This window comes from Streptomyces sp. NPDC085932 (assembly GCF_044540525.1).
Lineage (GTDB): Bacteria > Actinomycetota > Actinomycetes > Streptomycetales > Streptomycetaceae > Streptomyces > Streptomyces levis.
On the sequence record NZ_JBITSJ010000007.1, the window covers coordinates 424,378 to 448,102 of the forward strand.

General features: G+C 71.9%; 22 protein-coding genes and 1 riboswitch. Of the genes, 10 read left to right on the forward strand and 12 right to left on the reverse strand.

The features are described 5' to 3' along the window. Nucleotide 1: 1 nt before the first annotated feature. The 6 genes from ACIGAQ_RS32040 to thrC form a co-directional block, all read right to left on the reverse strand. Nucleotides 2-1,558, reverse strand: a complete 1,557-nt coding sequence (locus tag ACIGAQ_RS32040; protein WP_399789171.1) for a carboxylesterase/lipase family protein — start codon at nt 1,556-1,558, stop codon at nt 2-4. Nucleotides 1,559-1,651: 93 nt separating this feature from the next. Further along, nucleotides 1,652-2,803: an NADH:flavin oxidoreductase gene (locus ACIGAQ_RS32045; RefSeq protein WP_399789174.1), complete on the reverse strand. Its 1,152-nt coding sequence runs from the start codon at nt 2,801-2,803 to the stop codon at nt 1,652-1,654. A gap of 159 nt (nt 2,804-2,962) precedes the next feature. Beyond that, a complete protein-coding gene (gene groL, locus ACIGAQ_RS32050) occupies nt 2,963-4,585 on the reverse strand; it encodes a chaperonin GroEL (protein WP_037759437.1) in 1,623 nt (540 codons plus the stop codon). 331 nt (nt 4,586-4,916) lie between these two features. Continuing rightward, a complete protein-coding gene (locus ACIGAQ_RS32055) occupies nt 4,917-5,120 on the reverse strand; it encodes a cold-shock protein (RefSeq protein ID WP_004986573.1) in 204 nt (67 codons plus the stop codon). Between the two features lie 456 nt (nt 5,121-5,576). Next, complete coding sequence (locus tag ACIGAQ_RS32060) at nt 5,577-5,852, reverse strand: ubiquitin-like small modifier protein 1 (protein WP_010035955.1); 276 nt, start codon at nt 5,850-5,852, stop codon at nt 5,577-5,579. An 84-nt stretch (nt 5,853-5,936) separates the two neighbouring features. Further along, nucleotides 5,937-7,223 carry a threonine synthase gene (gene thrC / locus ACIGAQ_RS32065; protein WP_399789179.1) on the reverse strand — a complete coding sequence of 429 codons (1,287 nt, stop codon included), beginning with the start codon at nt 7,221-7,223 and terminating at the stop codon, nt 5,937-5,939. 18 nt (nt 7,224-7,241) lie between these two features. After that, nucleotides 7,242-7,397, reverse strand: a riboswitch (SAM riboswitch). Nucleotides 7,398-7,552: 155 nt separating this feature from the next. Between thrC and ACIGAQ_RS32070 the strand changes: the two genes are divergently transcribed. The 3 genes from ACIGAQ_RS32070 (at nt 7,553) to otsB (ending at nt 10,798) form a co-directional block, all read left to right on the forward strand. Beyond that, the gene (locus ACIGAQ_RS32070) at nt 7,553-8,497 is read left to right on the forward strand and encodes a glucosyl-3-phosphoglycerate synthase (RefSeq protein WP_362281020.1); all 945 of its coding nucleotides are present in this window, start codon (nt 7,553-7,555) and stop codon (nt 8,495-8,497) included. 73 nt (nt 8,498-8,570) lie between these two features. Next, nucleotides 8,571-9,959 carry a trehalose-6-phosphate synthase gene (locus ACIGAQ_RS32075; protein ID WP_362281017.1) on the forward strand — a complete coding sequence of 463 codons (1,389 nt, stop codon included), beginning with the start codon at nt 8,571-8,573 and terminating at the stop codon, nt 9,957-9,959. 8 nt (nt 9,960-9,967) lie between these two features. Next, nucleotides 9,968-10,798: a trehalose-phosphatase gene (gene otsB / locus ACIGAQ_RS32080; RefSeq protein WP_399789183.1), complete on the forward strand. Its 831-nt coding sequence runs from the start codon at nt 9,968-9,970 to the stop codon at nt 10,796-10,798. A 16-nt stretch (nt 10,799-10,814) separates the two neighbouring features. Here otsB and ACIGAQ_RS32085 read toward each other — a convergent pair whose 3' ends face one another. Together ACIGAQ_RS32085 and ACIGAQ_RS32090 are read right to left on the reverse strand one after the other, a co-directional pair. Then, the gene (locus tag ACIGAQ_RS32085) at nt 10,815-11,084 is read right to left on the reverse strand and encodes a DUF3263 domain-containing protein (RefSeq protein ID WP_311681364.1); all 270 of its coding nucleotides are present in this window, start codon (nt 11,082-11,084) and stop codon (nt 10,815-10,817) included. Between the two features lie 35 nt (nt 11,085-11,119). Continuing rightward, nucleotides 11,120-12,373 (reverse strand): extracellular solute-binding protein, encoded by a 1,254-nt coding sequence (locus ACIGAQ_RS32090; RefSeq protein WP_399789186.1) that lies wholly within the window; start codon nt 12,371-12,373, stop codon nt 11,120-11,122. A 154-nt stretch (nt 12,374-12,527) separates the two neighbouring features. On the opposite strand from ACIGAQ_RS32090, the gene ACIGAQ_RS32095 reads away from it, so the two are divergent. The 3 genes from ACIGAQ_RS32095 (at nt 12,528) to ACIGAQ_RS32105 (ending at nt 15,730) form a co-directional block, all read left to right on the forward strand. Continuing rightward, on the forward strand, nt 12,528-13,469 hold the full coding sequence (locus ACIGAQ_RS32095; RefSeq protein WP_362281011.1) for an ROK family protein: 942 nt from the start codon (nt 12,528-12,530) through the stop codon (nt 13,467-13,469). Next, nucleotides 13,469-14,680, forward strand: a complete 1,212-nt coding sequence (nagA, locus tag ACIGAQ_RS32100) for an N-acetylglucosamine-6-phosphate deacetylase (RefSeq protein ID WP_399789190.1) — start codon at nt 13,469-13,471, stop codon at nt 14,678-14,680. Before ACIGAQ_RS32095 ends, nagA begins: the two co-directional genes overlap by 1 nt. A 120-nt stretch (nt 14,681-14,800) precedes the next feature. Further along, entirely contained in the window at nt 14,801-15,730 is a 930-nt protein-coding gene (locus tag ACIGAQ_RS32105; RefSeq protein WP_399789193.1) for a 1-phosphofructokinase family hexose kinase, read from the forward strand. 15 nt (nt 15,731-15,745) lie between these two features. On the opposite strand, the gene ACIGAQ_RS32110 is transcribed toward ACIGAQ_RS32105, so the two are convergent. Both ACIGAQ_RS32110 and cdgB read right to left on the reverse strand, forming a co-directional pair. After that, on the reverse strand, nt 15,746-16,702 hold the full coding sequence (locus tag ACIGAQ_RS32110; RefSeq protein ID WP_311681358.1) for a carbohydrate-binding protein: 957 nt from the start codon (nt 16,700-16,702) through the stop codon (nt 15,746-15,748). A 118-nt stretch (nt 16,703-16,820) separates the two neighbouring features. Further along, nucleotides 16,821-18,479, reverse strand: a complete 1,659-nt coding sequence (cdgB, locus tag ACIGAQ_RS32115) for a diguanylate cyclase CdgB (protein ID WP_311681357.1) — start codon at nt 18,477-18,479, stop codon at nt 16,821-16,823. 334 nt (nt 18,480-18,813) lie between these two features. On the opposite strand from cdgB, the gene ACIGAQ_RS32120 reads away from it, so the two are divergent. Both ACIGAQ_RS32120 and ACIGAQ_RS32125 read left to right on the forward strand, forming a co-directional pair. Continuing rightward, nucleotides 18,814-19,398, forward strand: coding sequence for a flavin reductase family protein (locus ACIGAQ_RS32120; RefSeq protein ID WP_311681356.1), 585 nt, complete (start codon nt 18,814-18,816; stop codon nt 19,396-19,398). A 57-nt stretch (nt 19,399-19,455) separates the two neighbouring features. Continuing rightward, nucleotides 19,456-19,944 carry a GNAT family N-acetyltransferase gene (locus ACIGAQ_RS32125; protein WP_311681355.1) on the forward strand — a complete coding sequence of 163 codons (489 nt, stop codon included), beginning with the start codon at nt 19,456-19,458 and terminating at the stop codon, nt 19,942-19,944. Nucleotides 19,945-20,156: 212 nt separating this feature from the next. Here ACIGAQ_RS32125 and arfB read toward each other — a convergent pair whose 3' ends face one another. Continuing rightward, complete coding sequence (gene arfB, locus ACIGAQ_RS32130; RefSeq protein WP_311681354.1) at nt 20,157-20,594, reverse strand: alternative ribosome rescue aminoacyl-tRNA hydrolase ArfB; 438 nt, start codon at nt 20,592-20,594, stop codon at nt 20,157-20,159. 159 nt (nt 20,595-20,753) lie between these two features. Here arfB and ACIGAQ_RS32135 point away from each other — a divergent pair, with 159 nt between their 5' ends. Then, complete coding sequence (locus ACIGAQ_RS32135; protein WP_094055611.1) at nt 20,754-21,329, forward strand: TerD family protein; 576 nt, start codon at nt 20,754-20,756, stop codon at nt 21,327-21,329. A 297-nt stretch (nt 21,330-21,626) separates the two neighbouring features. Here ACIGAQ_RS32135 and ACIGAQ_RS32140 read toward each other — a convergent pair whose 3' ends face one another. After that, nucleotides 21,627-23,078 (reverse strand): M1 family metallopeptidase, encoded by a 1,452-nt coding sequence (locus ACIGAQ_RS32140; RefSeq protein ID WP_399789199.1) that lies wholly within the window; start codon nt 23,076-23,078, stop codon nt 21,627-21,629. Between ACIGAQ_RS32140 and ACIGAQ_RS32145 the strand changes: the two genes are divergently transcribed. Further along, nucleotides 23,068-23,568, forward strand: a complete 501-nt coding sequence (locus tag ACIGAQ_RS32145; RefSeq protein WP_311681351.1) for a hypothetical protein — start codon at nt 23,068-23,070, stop codon at nt 23,566-23,568. The genes ACIGAQ_RS32140 and ACIGAQ_RS32145 overlap by 11 nt on opposite strands. Nucleotides 23,569-23,725 lie beyond the last annotated feature (157 nt).

Genomic DNA, 23,725 nt, shown 5'->3' on the forward strand with positions numbered 1-23,725 from the left:
GTCACAGCAGGGGCAGGGCCTCGAAGTCGTGCCCCTGCCACAGGCGCCGCGCGGTCTCCTCCGGGTAGGCCGTGACCACCGGCTCCGCGTCCAGCACCTGCACCAGCCGCCGCTGATCGTCGTACGCGGGCCAGCCCGGGTCGCCCGTCCTCGCGAACGCCGTCCAGGAGGAGCGGAAGCGGGCCGACAGCGCCAAGGCCTCGGCGGACGGTTCGGTCCCCGCGAACAGCAGGGCGCCCAGGTCGGCCCCGTACGTGCCGAACAGCAGCGGGATGTCCAGGCCGTGGCAGGCGCCGAGCGCGCCGCCGTTGCCGGGGGCCGGCCAGGTCAGTTCGTATACGTGCGCGCTGCCGCCGCCCGCTCGGTGCGCCTCGGCCAGGTGCAGGGAGGGCATGGCGAAGAGCCAGTCCGTCTGGACGCGTTCGTACAGCTCGCCCGGGGAAGCGCCGGGGTAGGCCGCGCGGTAGGCCGCTGCCCCGTCGGGGCCGGGGGCGAACAGGCGCAGGGCCGCGCCCGCCCGCTCGTCGCCGATCTGGCCCAGCTGCCCGGCCAGGGCGACGAAGAGGCGGTACTCGTCGCGGTTGTGGCCGACGAGCAGGTCGACGTCCTGCGCCGCTCCGGACGCCAGGGCCTGCCAGGGTGTCGCCGGGAGGACCTCGCCGTCGACCACCGGGGAGAAGGGGGTCACGGTGGGTGCCGCCTGCCCCCAGCGATCGAGGTGCTGCGGCATCTTCGGGCCCAGGGCCTCCCCCGCCGCCGTCAACCGCCGCGGTTCCACCGACGACAGGTCGGCGACCGTGGGGCGCAGGCCCACCTCGGCGGCCAGGGCCGTGCCGATGTCCCGGGCCAGCGCGGCGGAGAAGAACGTCCCCGGCACGCTCTGCGCGATCGCCCGCCGGAACAGTCCGGCCGCGCGGTCCATCACCAGCAGCGAGGCCACCGACCCCGCGCCCGCGGACTCGCCGAAGACCGTCACCTGCTCGGGGTCCCCGCCGAACGCCGCGATGTTGTCGCGCACCCACTCCAGCGCGGCCACCTGGTCGAGCAGGCCCCGGTTGGCGGGCGCCCCCTCGATGTGGGCGAACCCTTCCATGCCGACGCGGTAGTTGAGGGTGACGACCACCACGTCGCCGTCGGCCGCGATGTGCCGGGCGTCGTAGCCGGGGCTGCCGGCGTGGCCGAGCTTGTAGGCACCGCCGTAGATCCACACCATGACCGGGCGGCGGGCGGCCGGGTCGGGGTCGGGGGTCCAGACGTTGACCGTGAGCCAGTCGTCGCCCTGGGGGACGTGGAACAGGTTCGGGCCGCCCATCAGGCCGAGGTCCTGCGGGGGCGGCGGGCCGAAGGCGTACGCCTCCCGTACGCCGTCCCAGGGCAGGGCGGGGCGCGGCGCCCGGAAGCGGGCCTCGCCCACCGGCGGTGCGGCGAAGGGTATGCCGCGGAAGACCGCGAGCCCCTCCTCGCGGCGTCCGCGCACCGCACCGGCGGTGGTGCGCACCACCGGTCCGGGCTGCTCGCAGGGGCCGTCCGCGGGCGGGCGGGGCTCGGTCGTCGTCATCTGGGTCTCCTCACGGATGCCGGTGATCAGGCGCTCGGCCAGTGTCCTTGACCGAGGCAACCGGATCCAGGCACCCGTGGGCGGACCTCCGTGTCAGCTGAGGGTCTTCAGCGACGCCGCGTCGTACGGCGCCAGCTCGTCGAAGCGGCCGGCGAGGACCTTCTCGGCCCACTGCGGGTCCTGGAGCAGGGCGCGGCCGACGGCGACCAGGTCGAACTCGTCGCGCTCGAAGCGGTCCAGGAGGTTGTCGAGGTCGCCCAGCTCGGCGCCCTGGCCCTGGAAGGCCTTGACGAAGTCGCCGTCGAGGCCGACGGAGCCGACGGTGATGGCGGGCTTGCCGGTGAGCTTCTTGGTCCAGCCGGCGAGGTTCAGGTCCGAGTCGTCGAACTCGGGCAGCCAGTAGCGGCGCGTGGAGGCGTGGAAGGCGTCGACTCCGGCGGCGGCCAGCGGGGTGAGGATGGACTCCAGCTCCTCCGGGGTCTCGGCGAGGCGGGCGCCGTAGACGTCCTGCTTCCACTGCGAGTAGCGGAAGATGACGGGGAAGCCGGGCGAGACGCTCTCGCGGACGGCCGCGACGATCTCCGCCGCGAACCTGGTGCGGGCCACCCGGTCGCCGCCGTAGGCGTCGGTGCGGCGGTTGGTGCCCTGCCACAGGAACTGGTCGAGCAGGTAGCCGTGGGCGCCGTGCAGCTCCACACCGTCGAAGCCGATGCGCTCGGCGGCCGCGGCGGCCTCGGCGAAGGCACCGACGACGGCGTCGATGTCGGCCTGCGTCATGGCCTTGCCGGTGGGCTCGTCGGCGCCGATGCGCAGCCCGGAGGGGCCGACGGCGGGGGCGTCCGCGACGGGCGGCTCGCCCTGCTTGCGGACCATGCCGATGTGCCACAGCTGGGGCACGATCCTGCCGCCCGCGGCATGCACCGCCTCGGCGACCTTCGCCCAGCCCGCCAGCTGCTCCTCGCCGTGGAACCGCGGCACGCGGTCGCTCTGCCCGGCCGACTCGTGCCCGACGTAGGTGCCCTCGGTGACGATCAGCCCGACTCCGGCGGCGGCGCGGCGCGCGTAGTAGGAGACGACGTCCTCGCCGGGCACGCCGCCCGGGGAGAACATGCGCGTCATGGGCGCCATCACGATCCGGTTGGGGACGGTCAGACCGCCCAGGGTGACGGGCCGGGACAGGATTTCGGCGGCACGGGAGGCGACGGTCACGTGGGGGCTCCTTCGGATACCGGACAGTATGCTCATACCAGGCAGTATGTGCACGTGCATCGGACCCCAGGTTCAACCATGCGGCCCGCCGCCGCCATCCCGTGCCCCCTGTGATCCCGCACACGCCGAAGGGCGGCACCCCCTGCCGGAGCAGGAAGTGCCGCCCTCCGAAAGGACGTTGACCGACTCAGTCGATCAGAAGTCCATGTCACCGCCCGGCATGCCGCCGCCGGCCGGCGCGGCGGCCTTCTCCGGCTTGTCGGCGATGACGGCCTCGGTGGTGAGGAACAGCGCGGCGATGGAGGCGGCGTTCTGCAGCGCGGAACGCGTCACCTTCGCCGGGTCGATGATGCCCTCGGCGATCATGTCGACGTACTCGCCGGTCGCGGCGTTCAGGCCGTGGCCGACCTGAAGGTTGCGGACCTTCTCCACGACGACGCCGCCCTCGAGACCACCGTTGACGGCGATCTGCTTCAGCGGGGCCTCCAGCGCGAGCTTCACGGCGTTGGCGCCGGTCGCCTCGTCACCGTCGAGCTCCAGCTTCTCGAAGACCTGGGAGGCCTGCAGCAGGGCCACGCCACCACCGGCGACGATGCCCTCCTCGACGGCCGCCTTGGCGTTGCGCACGGCGTCCTCGATGCGGTGCTTGCGCTCCTTGAGCTCCACCTCGGTGGCGGCACCGGCCTTGATGACCGCGACACCGCCGGCGAGCTTCGCCAGGCGCTCCTGCAGCTTCTCGCGGTCGTAGTCCGAGTCGCTGTTCTCGATCTCGGCGCGGATCTGGTTCACGCGACCCTGGACCTGGTCGGCGGAGCCGGCACCGTCGACGATGGTGGTCTCGTCCTTGGTGATGACGACCTTGCGGGCCTTGCCCAGCAGGTCGAGCGTGGCGTTCTCCAGCTTGAGGCCGACCTCCTCGGAGATCACCTCGCCGCCGGTGAGGATGCCGATGTCCTGCAGCATCGCCTTGCGGCGGTCGCCGAAGCCCGGGGCCTTGACGGCGACGGACTTGAAGGTGCCGCGGATCTTGTTGACGACCAGGGTCGACAGGGCCTCGCCCTCGACGTCCTCGGCGATGATCAGCAGCGGCTTGCCCGACTGCATGACCTTCTCCAGGAGCGGGAGCAGGTCCTTGACGTTGGAGATCTTGGAGTTGGCGATCAGGATGTACGGGTCGTCGAGGACGGCCTCCATACGCTCCATGTCGGTGGCGAAGTACGCCGAGATGTAGCCCTTGTCGAAGCGCATACCCTCGGTGAGCTCCAGCTCCAGACCGAAGGTCTGGGACTCCTCGACGGTGATGACGCCTTCCTTGCCGACCTTGTCCATGGCCTCGGCGATGAGCTCGCCGATCTGGGTGTCGGCGGCGGAGATGGAGGCCGTGGAGGCGATCTGCTCCTTGGTCTCGACGTCCTTCGCCTGCTCCAGCAGGGCGGCGGAGACGGCCTCGACGGCCTTCTCGATACCGCGCTTGAGGGCCATCGGGTTGGCACCGGCGGCCACGTTGCGCAGACCCTCGCGCACCAGGGCCTGGGCGAGGACGGTCGCCGTGGTCGTACCGTCACCGGCGACGTCGTCCGTCTTCTTGGCGACTTCCTTGACCAGCTCGGCGCCGATCTTCTCGTACGGGTCCTCGAGCTCGATCTCCTTGGCGATGGAGACACCATCGTTGGTGATCGTGGGCGCGCCCCACTTCTTCTCGAGGACGACGTTGCGGCCCTTGGGGCCGAGCGTCACCTTCACGGCGTCCGCGAGCTGGTTCATGCCGCGCTCGAGGCCGCGCCGCGCCTCCTCGTCGAACGCGATGATCTTGGCCATGTGAAGTGGTCCCTCCAGGACTGGGGGTGATTACTTCGGACCGCGCCCGCGCCCGCGACGGACGGCCCCCGACCGGTGGTTCCTTGCCCCACCTGGTCCGTGGCCTCACCGACCCGGTCCTTACGTTGTCACTCTCACCTTCAGAGTGCTAACGCAATGATTAGCACTCGGGCATGGCGAGTGCAAGCGCCTCCCCGGGATCGGGCCGGTGCGTCAGCCACCCGCGAACACCCCCCGGCACCCCCTGCGAACAGGCCGAAGGGCCCGCATCCCGGGGGATGCGAGCCCTTCTGAGAAGACCGGTCGCTTGCGCGTTGGTCGTGGTGCGCGTTCAGGCGGTGACGCGAACCATGTCGGCCTGCGGGCCCTTCTGGCCCTGCGAGATCTCGAACTCGACCCGCTGGCCCTCTTCCAGGGTGCGGTAGCCGTCCATCTGGATCGCGCTGTAGTGGACGAAAACATCCGCACCACCGTCGACCGCGATGAAGCCGTACCCCTTCTCCGCGTTGAACCACTTGACGGTGCCCTGAGCCATGCCTAACTCCCCTATTACTGGCCCTTGCACAGATCCACACTTCGCGGACCCGGGTCAGACCTCACCCCCCACGGTTGGGGGCGTGCGCCGGAACGCGTCGACCGCGGCTGAATGTATCTGTCCAACTGCCGTCTGCAACAGGTCAATCGGACGAGAATTCTGGACGCGCAGGGTCCGGAATGTGGGGAGAATTCGCCCGAATTCAGGGCAAGTCGGGCCACACAAAATGCGCAAAAGCCGCGAAAGACAAGCACACTTTGGCTACATCTTGTCGGGCTCGCGGCAGGAATTCAGGGTTCCGATCAGGGGATCGGGATCGCGTTCCCCAACTGTACCGCGCTCAATCACACAGAATTGCCCCCTCCGCTTCTCTCACGGTGGGGGCAATTCGATGAACTCTCCGTGACCGGCATTACTCCAGGTAACAATCAAGCCGGTCGACCGGTCGGGACGGGCTCAGCCCCCGGCGACGGCCGGGATGATCGACACGCCGGCACCGTCCGGGGTGGCCGTCTCCAGCCCCTGCTCGAACCGCACGTCGTCGTCGTTCACGTACACGTTGACGAACCGGCGCAGCTTCCCCTGGTCGTCCAGCACGCGCGCGGCGATCCCGGTGTGGTTCTTCTCCAGATCGGCGATGACCTCGCCCAGGGTCGCCCCCTCGGCGGCGACCTCGGCCTGCCCGCCGGTGTAGGTGCGCAGGATGGTGGGGATGCGAACGGTGACGCTCATGACTTCAAAACCTCCGGTTGGTGACGAACCCAGGGGCGCGGGGAACTGCGCGAACAACCCCCACCGGCCCGCAGATGGCAACGATCAGACGAGCCCGGCCTCGCGGAACGACTCCAGGCTGGGCCGAATGGTCGCCGTGAGCCCCGTGCCCGCCACCGCGTCCAGCGTCTTCAGACCGTCCCCGGTGTTGAGCACCACAGTCGTCTTCGACGGATCCAGCAGCCCGCCCTCGATCAGCTTCCTGGTGACACCCACGGTCACCCCACCGGCGGTCTCCGCGAAGATCCCCTCGGTCCTGGCAAGGACCTTGATCGCGTCGACGACCTGCTCGTCCGTCACGTCCTCCACCGCACCGCCCGTGCGCCGCGCGATGTCCAGCACGTACGGCCCGTCCGCCGGGTTGCCGATCGCCAGCGACTTGGCGATCGTGTCCGGCTTCTGCGGCCGCACCACGTCGTGCCCGGCCTTGAACGCCGTCGACACCGGCGAGCAGCCGAGCGCCTGCGCGCCGAAGATCTTGTAGGGCCTGTCCTCGACGAGCCCGAGCTTGATCAGCTCCTGGAGCCCCTTGTCGATCTTCGTGAGCTGCGAGCCGGAGGCGATCGGCACCACGATCTGGTCGGGCAGCCGCCAGCCGAGCTGCTCGCAGATCTCGTACGCCAGCGTCTTGGAGCCCTCGGCGTAGTACGGCCGCAGGTTGACGTTGACGAAGCCCCAGCCCTCGCCGGCCGGGTCGCCGATCAGCTCGGAGCAGAAGCGGTTCACGTCGTCGTAGTTGCCCTCGATGCCGACGAGCTCGCCGCCGTAGACCGCGGCCATGACGACCTTGCCCTGCTCCAGGTCGTGCGGGATGAACACGCAGGAGCGGAAGCCGGCGCGGGCCGCTGCGGCACCCACCGCACCGGCCAGGTTGCCGGTGGAGGAGCAGGAGAGGGTGGTGAAACCGAAGGCGCGGGCGGCCTCCAGGGCCTGCGCGACGACGCGGTCCTTGAAGGAGTGCGTCGGGTTGCCGGAGTCGTCCTTGACGAAGAGCTTGCCGGCGTCGACGCCCAGCTCGCGCGCGAGGTTGTCGGCCTGGACGAGCTTGGTCCAGCCCGGGTTGAGGTTCGGCTTGTCCGCCACGTCGGCCGGGACCGGCAGCAGGGGGGCGTAACGCCAGATGTTCGCGGGGCCCGCTTCGATCTTCTTGCGCAGCTCCTCGGTGTCGTAGGCCGAGAAGTCGTAGGCGATCTCCAGCGGGCCGAAACACTCCTCGCAGGCGAAGACCGGGCCGAGGGGCACGCGGTGACCGCACTCGCGGCAGCTCAGGGCGGCGGCCGGGCCGAGGTCTACGGTGGAGTTCGTGGTGCTTGCAACAGTCTGCACAGCCATGTGAGGCGAGGCCCTTTCTCCTCATCTTCCTCACGACGCATCTCGCCGTGAGACGGATTTGGCACCTTCCCTAGCCGGGAGCCTCGCGCTGTGGTCGCCAGTGACCTACGAGAACCGACTGGAGGGTTGCCGGGGCTTCATCGGGCCGTTTCCCTCTGCCCCTCTGGATGAGCTGTATGTGGTTGTGAACGACGGCCGACCCCGGACATGCGATGGTCACCCGCGTTGTTCAAGACTGTAACCGACGACCAGGACAGTTGAGATAGTCGTCCGAACCGCGAGACGCGTCACATTCCGTCCCGCCGAGAGAACGCTAAGGAGCCGCCACGGTGCTGGAAGAAGTCGAGCGCTGGCTGAGCACCCGTTCCTGGTCCGCGAACGAACGCCCGCTCCACCGGATCATGGCAGCCAAGCAGCGCACGGGCCGCACGGTCAGTGTGGTGCTGCCCGCGCTGAACGAGGAGGAGACGGTCGGCGACATCGCCTCCGTCATCCGGCACGACCTGATGCTCCAGGTCCCGCTCGTCGACGAGCTCGTCGTCGTGGACTCGGGATCGACCGACCGCACCGCCCAGGTGGCCGCCGCGGCGGGCGCGACGGTGGCGCACCGCGACGCGATACTCCCGCGCGTCCCGGCCGTGCGCGGCAAGGGCGAGGTGCTGTGGCGCTCGCTGCTCGTCACGCGCGGCGACATCGTCTGCTTCATCGACGCGGACCTGCGGGACTTCTCGTCCGACTTCGTCTCGGGGATCGTCGGCCCGCTGCTGACCGACCCGGACGTGCACCTGGTCAAGGGCATGTACGACCGGCCCCTGGGCGGTGCCGCCGGGCAGGGCGGCCGGGTCACGGAGCTGATGGCGCGCCCGCTGCTCAACATGCACTGGCCGCAGCTGGCCGGGTTCGTGCAGCCGCTGGGCGGGGAGTACGCGGCCCGCCGCTCGCTCCTCGAACAGCTGCCGTTCCCCGTCGGCTACGGGGTCGAACTGGGCATGCTGGTCGACGCCCTGCACCTGGTGGGCCTGGACGCCCTCGCCCAGGTGGACGTCGGGGTGCGCAAGCACCGGCACCAGGACGGGCAGGCGCTGGGCCGGATGGCCGCCGAGATCTACCGCACCGCGCAGCTGCGGCTGGCCCGGGGGCATCTGATCCGGCCGTCCCTGACCCAGTTCGAGCGGGGCGGGGACGGCTTCGAGCCGCGCACGTACTCCGTCGACACCGAGGAACGTCCGCCGATGGTGGAGATCGCCGAGTACCAGGCACGGAAGGCGGCCTGACCGGGGCCGTTTTCGGCCGGACGCGGCAAGTCCGTACGTTTGAGCGTTTACAGGCCGGGCTAGGTTGAGGCCTATGGGTTCGACGCACGGTTCTGCACGGGTACTGGTGGCCTCCAATCGGGGCCCGGTCTCCTACACGGTCGGTGAGGACGGTTCGCTGGACGCCAAGCGGGGCGGCGGCGGGCTGGTCTCGGGGCTCTCCGCGATCGGCTCGGACGCGGACGCGCTGTGGGTGTGCTCCGCGCTGTCCGACGGCGACCGGGAGGCGGTCCGGCGCGGGGCCGGCGAGGACGGCGTGCGGATGCTGGACATCCCGGCCGACGTGCACGCCGACGCCTACAACGGCATCGCCAACTCGGTGCTGTGGTTCGTGCACCACATGCTCTACCAGACGCCGCTGGAGCCGGTCTTCGACGCGGAGTTCCGGCGCCAGTGGGCGTCGTACGAGACGTACAACCGGGCGTTCGCCGAGGCGCTGGCCGAGGAGGCGGCGCAGGGCGCGGTGGTCGTGGTGCAGGACTACCACCTGACGCTGGTGCCGGGCATGCTGCGCGAGCTGCGCCCGGACCTGAGGATCGGCCACTTCTCGCACACGCCGTGGGCGCCGCCCGAGTACTTCCGGATGCTGCCGGACGACGTGGCCGGGCAGGTGCTGCGCGGCATGCTCGGCGCGGACCGGCTGGGCTTCCTGACCCAGCGCTGGGCGGACGCGTTCACCGCGTGCGCCGAGCGGTTCGCTGGCGGGCTCGGCGGCACGCGCATCGGCGTGCACGGGCTGGGCGCCGACGCGGACTTCCTGCGCGAGCGCGCGCACCGGCCGGACGTCGAGGAGCGGATGGCCGCGCTGCGCGAGGAGATCGGCGAGGGCCGCCGCACCATCGTCCGGGTCGACCGCACCGAGCTGTCGAAGAACATCGTGCGCGGCCTGCTGGCCTACCGGCGGCTGCTCCAGGCCCACGGCGAGTGGCGCGAACGCGTGGTGCACGTCGCCTTCGCCTACCCCTCGCGGCAGGACCTCGCCGTGTACCGGGACTACACGGCCGAGGTGCAGCGCCTGGCGGACGAGATCAACGCCGAGTTCGGCACACCGGGCTGGACGCCGGTCGTGCTGCACGTCAAGGACGACTTCGCCCGCTCCCTGGCCGCCTACCGGCTGGCCGACGTGGCTCTGGTCAACCCCATCCGCGACGGCATGAACCTGGTCGCCAAGGAGGTCCCGGTGGTCTCCGACGCGGGCTGCGCGCTGGTGCTGTCCCGGGAGGCCGGGGCGCACGAGGAGCTCGGCGAGGACGCGATCACGGTCAACCCCTACGACATCACGGGCACGGCCGCGGCCCTGCACGAGGCGCTGTCGATGCGCCCGGAGGAGCGGGCCGAGCGCGGCAAGCGCCTCGCGGCGGCGGCCACGGCCCTGCCGCCGGCGCGGTGGTTCGTGGACCAGCTGGAAGCGCTGAAGGGATGAGCGGCCCGATGCCCACGGCGCAGCCGTTGCCCACGCCCACCACGAAGGCGGGCCTGGAGGGCCTGGACGCCCTGCTCGCCCGCCCCGGCAAGGCCCTGATCGCCCTGGACTTCGACGGGACGCTCGCGCCGATCGTCGCCGACCCGGAGTTGGCCCGGGCCCACGCGGACGCCGTGCCCGCCCTGGCCGCGCTCGCCCCGGAGGTCGCCACCGTCGCGGTGATCACCGGCCGGCCGGCCGCGGTCGCCGTGCGCAACGGCGCCTTCGCGGGCGTGCCCGGCCTGGAGCACCTCGTCGTCCTCGGCCACTACGGCGCCGAGCGGTGGGACGCCCGCAGCGGCGAGGTCAGCACCCCCGAGCCGCCCCCGGGTGTGGCGGCCGTCCGCGCCGAGCTGCCCGGGCTGCTCGACGGGACCGGGACCTTCGTCGAGGACAAGGGCCGGGCCGTGGCCGTGCACACCCGCCGGGCCCCCGACCCGCAGGCCGCCTTCGAGGCCCTGCGCGCGCCGCTGACCGAGCTGGCGCAGCGGCACGGCCTGATCGTCGAGCCCGGCCGCATGGTCCTGGAACTGCGCCCGCCCGGCATGGACAAGGGCGTCGCCCTGCGCGCCCTCGCCCGGGAGATCGGCGCCGAGTCCGTCCTCTACGCCGGGGACGACCTCGGCGACCTGCCCGCCTACGGGGCCGTGGACGCCCTGCGCGCGGAGGGCACCCCGGGTCTGCTGGTGTGCAGCGGCAGCGACGAGGTGACCGAGCTGCGGGAACGGGCGGACGTGGTGGTGGACGGCCCCGAGGGCGTCGTGGCGCTGCTGCGCGAGCTGGCCGGCCGGCTGGGCTGAGCCCGCCCGCGCCTGGTCAGCGTTCCGACCGGCGCCGCTCCCGTATCCGCCGCAGCCGGTTGACCGTCACCGGATCGTGGGCCAGGGCCCGCGGGTCGTCCAGCAGGGCGTTGAGGAGCTGGTAGTAGCGCACGGGTGCCAGGCCCAGTTCCTCGCGCACGGCCCGCTCCTTCGCGCCCGGCCCGGGAAAGCCGCGGCGCTCCAGCGCGAGGATGTCCCGCTCCCTGCGCCCGAGCCCCCCGTCGTCCCGGCCGGCGCCCCGGTCCTCGCCCGTCTCCTCGTCCATGGACCGCACCGTAACGCCCGCCACCGACAGCGGGACTACTCCGCGCTCTCGGCGCGGACCGCCGCCGCCTGGAGGTGGCCGAGGACGCCCGTGGGGCTGCCGCCCGGGGCGACGGCCTTGCCGATCTGCGTCTTGACCTGGGCGCTGACGTCGGCCCATGAGGTCTTGCCCACCGGGTACAGCTCCGAGGACAGCAGCTGCTCCAGGAACGGCCTGAGGTGCTTGTCCCGGTCGGCGGCGGTCATGGTCGCGGACGCGGAGGCGGTGACGGGCAGCAGGTCGTACTCGCGGGAGAACGCCAGCACGTTCTTCTCGCTGTAGACGAAGTCGAGGAAGTCGCCGATCTGGTCGCGGTGGCCGTTCTCGCGGAAGGCCATCATCCAGTCGGCCACGCCGAGCGTGGACTTGCTCGGGCCCTCCTTGCCGGGCATGGGCACCATGCCGTACTTCACGCCCTTGTCCCCGGCCATCTTCATCAGCGAGGGGTGGCCGTTGAGCATGCCGACCTGGCCCTTGGCGAAGGCGGCGAACGCGTCGGCCCGGTTGAGCTCGCCCGGCGCGACCGGTCCGGTCAGGTCCTTGCCGACCAGTTCGTCCTTCAGCCAGGAGAAGGTCTCGATGTTCTCCGGGGAGTCGATGCCGTAGCTGTCGACGCTGTCGGTGTAGCCGCCCCCGCCGCTGAGCATCCACTGCATCGTCTCGGCCTGCGCCTCCTCGGGGCCGAGGGGCAGCGCGTAGGGGTACTTCACGCCCTCGGCCTTGAGCGCCTCGGCGGCCTCGGCCAGGTCGTCCCAGCTCTCGGGCGGGGTGACACCGGCCTTGGCGAAGAGGGTCTTGTTGTAGAAGAGCACGCGGGTGGAGGAGGCGAACGGCATGCCGTACTGCACGCCCTTGACCTGGCCCGCGGAGGCCAGCTGCCCGACGAAGTCGGCCTGCACGGGTATGGAGAGCAGCTCGTCCGCCTTGTAGAGCTGGTTCTGCGCCGCGTAGTCCGCGTACGCGCCGATCTGCGCCATGTCCGGCGCCTCACCGGCCGAGACCATCTCCCGGACCTTGCGGTCGACGTCGTTCCAGGAGTGGACGCTGACCTCGATCGTGACGTCCGGGTGCTCGGCCTCGTACTCCTCGACGAGCTTGTCCCAGTACTTCTTCGAGCTGTTGGCCGCGCTGTCGCCGTAGTCGGCGGCGACCAGCTTCAGGGTGACGTCCCCCGAGCCGCCCGTGACACCGCAGCCGCCGAGGACCGCCGTCATGCCCAGTGCGGACGCCACCGCGATCGTTCCTGCCATTCGCCGACGCTGCACCGCTGCTCTTCCCCAACCCTGGCGTCCCGCACCGCACTCCGGCCCGTCCGCCACCCGAAACTTTTCGATATCCGGATTAAGGTCTACACCACGTGAGTGGACTAGACCTCTTGCGGGTCCCCGGGTCACACTGTTCTCCGTGAGACATGTCATCGCCCTCGACGTGGGCGGCACCGGGATGAAAGCCGCCCTGACCGGGCCGGAGGGCGAGGTCCTGCACCGCGCCCGTCGGGCCACCGGGCGCGCCGAGGGACCGGACGCCGTCGTCGCCGGCATCCTCGACTTCGCCGCCGAGCTGCGCGCCTACGGCACCGAGCAGCTCGGCACGCCCGCGTCCGCCGCCGGCGTGGCCGTCCCCGGCATCGTCGACGAGGCCGAGGGCACCGCCGTCTACGCCGCCAACCTCGGCTGGCGCGACGTCCCGCTGCGCGGCCTGCTGGCGGAGCGGCTGGGCATCCCGGTCGCCCTCGGGCACGACGTGCGCACCGGCGGCCTCGCCGAGGGCCGGGTCGGAGCGGGCCGGGGCGCCGACCGCTTCCTGTTCGTGGCGCTGGGCACCGGCATCGCCGGCGCGATCGGCGTCGACGGCCGGGTGGAGGCGGGCGCCCACGGCTTCGCGGGCGAGATCGGCCACATCGTCGTACGCCCCGGCGGCGCCCCCTGCCCGTGCGGCCAGCGCGGCTGCCTGGAGCGCTTCGCCTCGGCCGCGGCCGTGAGCGAGGCCTGGGCGGCCGCCTCCGGCTCCCCGGGCGCGGACGCGGCGGACTGCGCCAAGGCCGTGGACGCCGGCGACCCCCGCGCCCTCGCGGTCTGGCAGCAGGCCGTGGACACCCTGGCCGACGGTCTGGTCACGGCCCTGACCCTGCTGGACCCGCGCACGCTGATCATCGGCGGTGGTCTCGCGGAGGCGGGGGACACCCTGTTCACACCCCTGCGGGAAGCGATCCGCAGCCGCATCACCTTCCAGAAGCAGCCGTCACTCGTCCCGGCGGCCCTCGGGGACGGTGCCGGCTGTCTGGGGGCGGGCCTGCTGGCCTGGGATCTTCTGGCATCGACCGACCGTACGGAGGTAACGCCCTGATGGCAGCCCACCCAGGGGCGCGGGGAACTGCGCGACCAGCCACCCACCACCCGCACCCCGCCACGGCCGACCGCCCCACGGTCCTGACCGGCGCGACCGTGGTCCTCCCCACAGGAACCGTCGAGAACGGCCGGCTGGCCGTCGACGGCACCCGCATCACCGCCACCGCCCCCGAAGACGCCCACGCCATCGACGCCACCGGCCACTACGTGGTCCCCGGCTTCGTCGACCTCCACAACCACGGCGGCGGCGGAGCCTCCTTCACCTCCGGCTCGGTCGACGACATCCTCAAGGGCATCCACACCCACCGCCTGCACGGCACGACCACCCTGGTCGCCTCCACCGTCACCGGCGACATGGACTCCCTCGCCCGCCGCGCGGGTCTGCTCAGCGAACTCGCCGAGCAGGGCGAGATCGCCGGCATCCACTTCGAGGGACCGTTCATCTCCCCCTGCCGCAAGGGCGCCCACTCCGAGGAACTGCTGCGCGACCCGCACCCCGCGGAGGTCCGCAAGCTGATCGACGCCGCCCGGGGCCGGGCCAAGATGGTGACGCTGGCCACCGAGCTGCCCGGCGGCCTGGACTCCGTGCGTCTCCTGGCCGACCACGGCGTCATCGCCGCCGTCGGCCACACGGACGCGACCTACGAGCAGACGGTCCAGGCCATCGACGCGGGCGCCACGGTCGCCACGCACCTGTTCAACGCGATGCCGCCGCTCGGCCACCGCTCCCCCGGCCCGATCACCGCGCTGCTGGAGGACGAGCGGATCACGGTCGAGCTGATCAACGACGGCACGCACCTGCACCCGGCCGCCCTCCAGCTGGCCTTCCACCACGCGGGCGCCCACCGGGTCGCCTTCATCACGGACGCGATGGACGCGGCCGGCTTCGGCGACGGGCGCTACTGGCTGGGCCCCCTGGAGGTGGAGGTCGCCGACGGCGTGGCCCGCCTGCTGGCGGACGGCACGATCGCCGGTTCGACCCTCACGCTGGACCGGGCCTTCCAGCGGGCGGTCACCGTCGACGGCCTGTCCGTCGAGGACGCCGTGACGGCGCTGTCGGCCACCCCGGCCCGCCTGCTCGGCCTGGACGACACGATCGGCTCACTGGAGCCCGGGAAATCCGCCGACCTGGTGCTCCTGGACTCCGCGTACGAGCTCAAGGGCGTGATGCGCCGGGGCGAATGGGTGGTCGGTCCCCAACTGGGCTGATCCATCCCGCAGTCGGGAGACGGTGGCCGGCTCCAGGACTGGGCCGACCGCCGTCTCTTTGGCATGATCGAGCTTCCGGACCGTTCATGTCAGCCAGCGCATCGGGGGAGGTCGGCCCAGGTGATCCTCACGGTCACGCTGAACACCGCTCTCGACATCACCTACCGCGTGGGGTCCCTCAGGCCGCACGCCTCCCACCGCGTCTCCGAGGTGACCGAACGCCCGGGCGGCAAGGGCGTCAACGTCGCCCGGGTCCTGGCGGCGCTCGGGCACGAGGTGACGGTGACCGGTTTCACGGGCGGGGCGACGGGCCGGGTCGTCCAGGAGAAGCTCGCGGAGGTCCCGCGGGTGGCCGACGCCCTGGTGCCGGTCTCCGGCGCGACCCGCCGCACGACCGCCGTGGTCGACGAACGCACCGGCGACACGACCCAGCTGAACGAACCGGGCCCGACGATCACCCCCGCCGAGTGGTCGGCCTTCCAGGAGGCCTACGCGGACCTGCTGCACGGCGTCTCCGCGGTGGCCCTGTGCGGCAGCCTGCCGCCGGGTGTGCCGGTGGGCGCGTACGCCGGCCTGGTCCGCACGGCGCGGGCCGCCGGGGTCCCGGTCCTGCTCGACACCAGTGGCGAACCGCTGCGCCGGGGCGTCGCCGCCCGCCCCGACATCATCAAGCCGAACGCGGACGAGCTGGCGGAGCTGACCGGCTCCCACGAGCCCCTGCGCGCCACCCAGGACGCCCGCCGCCGGGGCGCCGGCGCGGTGGTCGCGTCCCTCGGCCCCGAGGGCCTGCTGGCAGCCACCCGCGAAGGCCGCTGGCGAGCCGTCCCACCGGCCCCGGTCCGGGGCAACCCGACGGGCGCCGGCGACTCCGCGGTCGCGGGCCTGCTGTCGGGCCTGGTGGAGCACCTCCCCTGGCCGGACCGCCTGGCCCGGGCCACGGCCCTGTCCACGGCGACCGTGAGCGCACCGGCGGCCGGGGAGTTCGACCGGGGGCGGTACGAGGAACTGCTGGAGAAGGTGGCGGTGACGGCCGAGGTCACCGCGGCGTGAGCGCGCCGGGCGGGCTCAGTCCTTGACCTGGCCGGCCTTCAGCCGCAGCTGGTCCAGCAGGACGTTGCACTTGTCGCCGGCCTCACAGGAGACCGTGATCGTGTTCGTGCCCTTGTTCAGGGTCGGCCAGGCGTAGGTCTCGGTCCAGCCCTTGGCGAAGTCGCCGCCCTTGGCCCCGGTGAAGTTGCCCATGTTCAGCTTGCTGCCGAAGGGCTTGCCGTTGACGGTCAGCGTCATCTTCTGGTCCTCGTCGACCGTGCTGTACCGGGCGAAGACGGTGTACACACCGTCCTTGGGGACGCCGTTGACGGTCCACGTGACCGAGGAGCCGGGCTGGTTGAGGTTGCCCACGTAGATGCCGCCGTCGGACTGGGCGCCCTGCACGTCCTGAGCCAGTGCCGCGCCACCGCCGAGGCGCAGCGCCTTGGCGTCGATGGTCGGCAGGTCGGCCTCGCTCCCGCCGTCCGCCTTGGTGGCCGAGGGGCTCGGCTTCGACTCCTCGGACTGGGTCGGGGTCGTGCCCGACGCGCCGTCCGACTCGCCCTTGTCCTTGTCACCGCCGACCATGGCCACGCCGATGCCGATCACGACCGCGGCGACCACCGCGATCGCGCCGATCAGCAGCCCCTTGGTGTTGGGCCCGCGACCGCCCCGGCCGCCATGACCGCCGTGACCGGCCGACGCCATCGCCGTCTGGGTGGTGGGGGCGCCGCCGGGCAGCGTCTCGGGCGCCGCGTAGTGCGCGTTCGGCTGGCCGTACGCGCCCTGCTGCTGCGGGACCTGTCCGTAGGGCGCCTGCTGCGGCTGCTGGCCGTACTGGCGGGTGCCCACCGTCCGCACCCGGTTGACCGAGTTCGGGTAGCCGTAGCCACCGGACGGCGGCTGGGCTCCGTTGGCCTGCCCGTCGGCGTAGAGATAGCCGAACGGGTCGTCGTCCTCGGGCGTGCTCGCGCCGTTGTTGCCGGGCGTCATCCCTTGGTCTCCTCAGTCAGGTGCGGTGCATGCGGTACGGGTCGTGAGAACGCGAGCCTACCCGCTCCCAGTGACCCAAACAGGTGACTCAGACCGCATCAACTCGCTGACCTGGGGTTCACCCCGCGCGTCTGTGTTGTTTGGGACGAGATCGTTTCTCGACGTACATCCGCTCGTCAGCGGATTTCAACACTTCGTCCGCCGTCATTCCACAGTGTGCCCATCCGATGCCGAAGCTGGCGCCCACGCGGACGGCCCGCCCCTCGGCGCGGATGGGCTGGATGATCTCGTTGCGCAGGCGGACCGCGAGGTCCTGCGCGTCGGCCCGGCCGAGCCCGTCGGCCAGGATGACGAATTCGTCACCCCCGAGCCGGGCGACCGTGTCGCCGTCGCGCACGCCGTTGCTCAGCCGCCGGGCGACCTCGATGAGCACCGCGTCACCCGCGTTGTGCCCGAACCGGTCGTTGATCGACTTGAAGCCGTCGAGGTCGCAGAAGAGCACCGCGAGGCCCTTGGTGCCGTCGTCGTGGTCCCCGTCCGGGGCGACGGTGTGCACATGGTGGTCGTAGGCGTCGTACGGCTCCGCGCCCTGCCGGAAGTCGAACCCGGGCCCCACCACGTCGAAGGCGGGATGGCCGTAGGCGGCGTCGTGGGACTCGGCGACGGCGGAGTGCGGGGCGGCGCGCCGGCACAGGCGCGCCGAGAGCCGCGAGCGCAGCTCCGCGGAGTTCGGCAGGCCGGTGAGCGAGTCGTGCGAGGCACGGTGGGCGAGCTGCAGCTCGCGGCGCTTGCGCTCCTCGATGTCCTCGACGTGGGTGAGCAGGAAACGCGGCCCGTCGGCGGCGTCCGCGACCACGCTGTTGCGCAGGCTGACCCAGACGTACGTGCCGTCCCGGCGGCCCAGGCGCAGCTCGGCGCGGCCGCCCTCCGCCGAGGTCCGCAGCAGCGTGCCTATGTCCTCGGGGTGGACCAGGTCGGAGAACGAGTAGCGGCGCATCGCGGAGGCCGGGCGGCCCAGCAGCCGGCACAGGGCGTCGTTGGTGCGCAGGATCCGGCCGTGCTGGTCGCCGCCCATCTCGGCGATGGCCATGCCGGACGGGGCGTACTCGAAGGCCTGCCGGAAGCTCTCCTCGCTCGCCCGCAGGGCCTGCTGCTCGCGCTCCAGGCGGACCAGGGCGCGCTGCATGTTGGCACGCAGACGCGCGTTGCTGATCGCGATGGCGGCCTGGAAGGCGTACATCTGGAGCGCCTCGCGGCCCCAGGCGCCGGGCCGGCGGCCGTTGCGCGGGCGGTCCACGGAGAGCACGCCGATCAGTTCGCCGCAGGCGGCGCTGCCCTGCGGCCCGGGCGCGTACATCGGTGCGAAGAGCCGGTCGGCCGGGTGCCACTCGTCCTCGAAGCGGGGGGCGGGGCCGTCGGTGTACCACTGCGGGACGTCGTCGTCGTCGAGGACCCAGCCCTCGGTGTGCGGTATGAACACCAGGTCGCCCCAGTGCTCACCCATGCCCAGGCGGCGCTCCCAGGAGTCGCGCGAGCCGACGCGGCCGGTGATCAGGGCCTCGGCGGCGGGGTTCCCGGCGAAGGCGGCGACGACGAGGTCGCCGTCCGGCCGGACGAGGTTCACGCATGCCAGCTCGTACCCGAGGGCGGCGACGACTCCCTCCGCGACGGTCTGCAGTGTGTCCGCCAGGCTGCGGGCCGTGTTCATGTCGGCCATGACCTGGTGCAGTTGTCGCAGGGACGCAAGACGGACGTAGGGCTCCGACTCGGTCTCCATGCTCGCCCTCCCCCCGAGTACCTCGCAGCGAATCAAGAATCAAGGGTTCTCATCGGCGTACGTCCTGGCAGCTTCCCCGCCACTGAATCACAGCGCGCTGCCCACTCGGTACACAGGGTCAACAATTCCTGCCCCTTGTGACTCAAGTCACAGGTAAACCTGAACAATTGCGTGGAGTTTCTGCGTTCTTCACGTGCGGCTACCGAACGCAGACTTTGTCGGGGTGCGCACATGTTTCTCCGGCCCGGTCCCTGACGTCCGTCGCTGGTCCTAGGACCGTGATCGGGCGGGAGCCCGATGCGCGGCGCGCGATACGGAGATTAGCGTTTCCGCCGTGCCGAACACTCCCGCTGCCCCGTCCCCGATCATTCCGTCGCCCGCCTCCGGGCATGCTGAGGGGGTGAGCAACGACGAGTTCCGCGCCGCCATGTCCCGGCTGGCCTCGGGCGTGGTCCTGGTGACCGCGCAGGAGCCACCGCTCGACCCGGACGACCCGACGGCGCCCGGCGGCGAGGACGTGGGCATGACGGCCACCGCCTTCATGTCGGTGTCCCTGGACCCGCCCCTGGTCCTGGTGAGCCTGCGCAACGGCTCCCGCATGGACGAGCTGCTGGAGGAGCAGGAGCTGTGGGCGGTCTCGGTGCTGTCCGAGAGCCAGCGGCACATCGCGGGCCGCTTCGCCATGAAGGGCCGCGTCAGCGACCGGCTGCTGTTCGCCGACATCCCGTACACGCGCGGCGAGTACACCGGCGCGCCCCTCGTCGGCGGTGCCCTGGCCGTCCTGGAGTGCCGCACCGAGCAGCGCGTGCTCTCGGGCGACCACACCCTGGTGATCGGCCGGGTCCTCACCGCCCGGGTGCCCAGCGCGGAAGGCGGACCGCTGACGTACTTCCGGGGCCGCTACCGGCAGTTGGGCTGACGGACCAGCCGCAGAAACCGTTCGGCGGCAAGCGGCCCGCCCGCCTAGGGTGCGCTCATGACGACGACCGGACTCCGCCTCGAAGAGATCACCCCGGCCAACCTGGACGCCGCCCTCGGCATCCGCGTCCACGCCGCCCAGGAGCACGCGGTCGCCCCGGTCGTGAAGTCGCTCGCGGAGGCGTACGTGCACCCGGAGGCCGCCTGGCCGCGGCTGATCGTCGACGGGGACCGCCCGGTCGGCTTCCTGATGGCCTTCCTCGACATCGACTGGTTCGAGGACGGCAGCGTCCGCCGCTCGGGCCTGTGGCGGCTGAACATCGCGGCCGGGGAGCAGGGCATGGGCTACGGCCGCTTCGCCGTCGAGTCGGTCGCGCGGGAACTGCGCCGCCGCGGCACCGAGCGGCTCTACGTCACCTGGCACCCGGGCCCGGACGGACCCGAGGGCTTCTACCTGGGCCTCGGCTTCCGCCCGAACGGCGAGACCAGCGGCGGCCAGACGGTGGGAGTGCTCGATCTCGGCCAGGACCGAGGGCGTCCGGCCTAGCTCCGGCCCTTGAGGACGTGTCCGGCCCAGGGCCTGTCGTTTGGATCATGGCGCAGGGCATCGGCAGCACCGGTGAACGCCGGCGAGCGGGGTCTGGTGCGTGCAGCTGCAAGGCGGGGGAGGGAGTCGATGCGGAGCACCGGCGAGTGACGACAACGCGGCAGATGCGCGTGCCGGGCCCCGCGTATGCGTCATGATCCAGACGACAGGCCCTAGCTCCAGCCCTGCGGGGAGCGGCCGCGCTTGGTCTCCGCGCGCTGCTTCTTCTCCCGCAGGCGGCGTTCGTTGATGCCGCGCGGGATGCGGGTCGGCTTGCGGGGCTTGGGCGGGGGCGCGGTGGCCTCGGCCAGCAGCGCGGCCAGGCGTACGGCGGCGGCCTCGCGGTTGCGCCACTGGGAGCGGTGCTCGGAGGACCGCACGGTGATCACGCCGTCGGCCAGACGGCCCGCCAGCCGCTCCAGCGCCCGCCGCTTCCACACCTCCGGCAGCGCCTCGGTCCGCGCCAGGTCGAAACTCAGCTCGACCTTGGAGTCACTGGTGTTGACGTGCTGCCCGCCCGGCCCCGAGGAACGCGAGAAACGCCACATGAGCTCGGCCTCGGGCAGGGAGACGGAGCCGCGGATGACATGAGGACCGGACATGCCGTCCATGTTCCCGCTCCTGTCCGGTCCACGTCACCCGAATATCCGGGGTAAAGAAAGTAAAGGACCTGGAACCTCGCGTACCCCTCTCCACGTTCATGGGGGTAGCTGTAGCTTCGGTGCCGCAGCTTCTTTGCCGCACGTAAACGAGGGAAGGGACTCCCAACAATGGCTGTAAGCCTGTCCAAGGGTGGCAACGTCTCGCTCACCAAGGAGGCTCCGGGCCTGACCGCCGTCACCGTGGGCCTCGGCTGGGACGTCCGCACCACCACCGGCACGGACTTCGACCTCGACGCCTCCGCGATCGCGGTCAACAACCAGGGCAAGGTCTACTCGGACGCCCACTTCGTCTTCTTCAACAACAAGCAGACGCCGGACAACTCCATCGTCCACACCGGTGACAACCGCACGGGTGAGGGCGCCGGCGACGACGAGGCGATCAACGTCAACCTCGCCGCCCTCCCGGCCGACATCGACAAGATCGTCTTCCCGGTCTCGATCTACGACGCCGAGAACCGCAGCCAGAACTTCGGCCAGGTCCGCAACGCCTACATCCGCATCATCAACCAGGCCGGCGGCGCCGAGATCGCCCGCTACGACCTGTCGGAGGACGCGGCCACGGAGACGGCCATGGTCTTCGGCGAGCTCTACCGCAACGGCGCCGAGTGGAAGTTCCGCGCCGTCGGCCAGGGCTACGCCTCGGGCCTGGTCGGCATCGCCCAGGACTTCGGCGTGAACGTCTGACCCACGCCTGAGCCGGATGAGGCAAGCCCCCGGACCGGACGACCGGCCCGGGGGCTCCGCCCCCTCAGGAGCACGGGCGGCTTCCTCCGCAGAGGCCTGAAGGGCTCCTTCCTCCCAGGCACGGGCCGCTTCCACCTCGGAGGCCCGGGCGGCTTCTCCCTCAGGGGCGCGGGGAACTGCGCGACAAGCCCCCACCGGCCGGCACGGCACGGAGCACCCGAGCCACCCCCGCGAGCCCGCATCGCACCGCACCGCCCCGCACCGCGATGCCCGGCGCGCCGCCCAGCCACAGCCCACTCACGCCCGCTCCGGCCTGCCCTCCCCGTACAGCCAGTCCTCCCAGATCCCCCGGAAGTCCTCCCCGGGCGCCCGCCGCTCCACGTACGCCGTGAAGTCGGCCGTGTCGGCGTTCCCGTGCCGGTACTCCGCCGCCCAGCCCTTCAGAATCCCCCGGAACCTCTCGTCACCGACGGTCTGACGGACCTTCTGCAGCACCATCGCGCCCCGCCAGTACACCGGCGGGTCGGAGATCCGCGCGGCGCTCGGCGGATCCGCCGGGGGGAACGCCCAGACGGCCTCGCCGGCCTCCGCCGTGGCGAAGTAGTCGCCGGAGTACAGCGCGTCGAAGGTCTCCTGCGCGCTCCGCCCGCCGTGCTCCTCCTCCCACAACCACTCCGCGTACGTGGCGAAGCCCTCGTTGAGCCACATGTCCCGCCAGCTCCGGGGGGAGACGGAGTCGCCGTACCACTGGTGCGCGAGCTCGTGGACGAGGAGCGTGATGTCGGGGGCGCCCGGGAAGACCGGCCGCGTCTGCGTCTCCAGCGCGTAGCCGAGGTCGGGCGCGTGGTCGACGATCGCGCCGGCGGAGGAGAACGGATACGGCCCGAACCGCCGCTCCGCCCAGCGCAGCACCTCCGGGATCCGCCCGAGCACCGGCCTGCTCGCGGCCGCCTCCGCCGGGTCGACGGCCGTGTACACGGGCAGCCCGCCCCCGGCCCGGGACCGGCCGATGTCGAAGCGGCCGATGGCGAGCGTGGCGAGGTAGCTCGCCATGGGCTCGGAGGTCCGCCACACGAACGTCGTCCGGCCCCGCGCGGTGCTCTCGCCGCGCAACTCCCCGTTGGAGACGGCCCGCAGCCCTTGCGGCACGGTCACCGTGAGGTCGTACGCGGCCTTGTCGGAGGGGTGGTGGTTGCCGGGGAACCACGTCATCGACCCGGTCGGCTCGCCCAACGCGAGTACCCCGTCCGCGGTGCGCAGCCAGCCCTCGCGGGAGCCGTCCGGATCGGTGACCGTCTCGGGCGCACCGGAGTAGCGGACGGTCACCCGGAACGTCTCGTCCCGGTCGACGTCCTCGCGCGGCCGGACCGTGAGCTCCTGCCCCGCCCGGTTGAACCGGGCGATCTCGTCGCCGACGGTGACCTTCTCGACCTCCATGCCGAGCAGGTCGAGGCTGAACGCCGAGAGGTCCTGGGTGGCCCGTGCGGTGAGGGTGGCCGTACCGGTGAGGCGGTGCGCGTCCGGGTCGTAGGCCAGGCGCAGGCCGTAGTGGGAGACGTCGTAGCCGCCGTTGCCCGCCTTGGGGAAGAACGGGTCGCGCACGCCGGAGCCGCCCGGGGTGCCGTGCACGCCGCCCCCGCAGCCGGTGAGGGCGAGGAGACCGGCGAGCAGGGCGGGGACAAGTCGCGCAGATCGGGCCACGTCCGCGATCTTACGGTCGCGTGACACCATCACCTGCGTGCTCGACATCGGCTACGCCCTCTCCAACCGCTTCCCCGACCCGCCGCAGACCGACTACCGCCGCGCGGACGTCCGCGCCCTGCGGCACGACCTGTTCTGCGGTGACGTCTACCTGGCGGACACCAAAACCGACCACGAGGTGTCCACGGCCTGGGGGTGGGTGCCGGTGCTCGACTTCGCGTGGGCGCTGTGCGACATCGTGGAGCGGATCGACAAGGACCCGGCGGGCTCCCGGGCGTCCCGGCCGCAGCGGGCGGAGCTGGACTTCACCGAGTCGACCGACCGCATGCTCTTCGAGCGCCGCTTCGGGTGGGTGGACATCGAGGCCGACTGGATGCGCGCGGAGGAGCCCCCGCTCACCGTCTCGCACGCCGAACTGCGCCGCGAGGCACGGGACTTCCTGCACGACCTGATCGCCGACCTCACCGACCTGCACGACGACCTCGCGGAGAACCCGGCGATCTGGACCCTCCAGGCCCGCTTCCCCCGCCTGCCGTAGCGCACCGGCACCGGCGGCCCCTGGGCCGAGGGCTGAGGACGGAAGCTGAGGGACGGAGGCTGAAGGGACGGGGCCGGGACGGAGGCCGAAGAACGGGGGCCGGGAACGGAGGACGGGGCCGGGGACCGGGGCCGGGGACGGAGGCCGAAGGACGAGG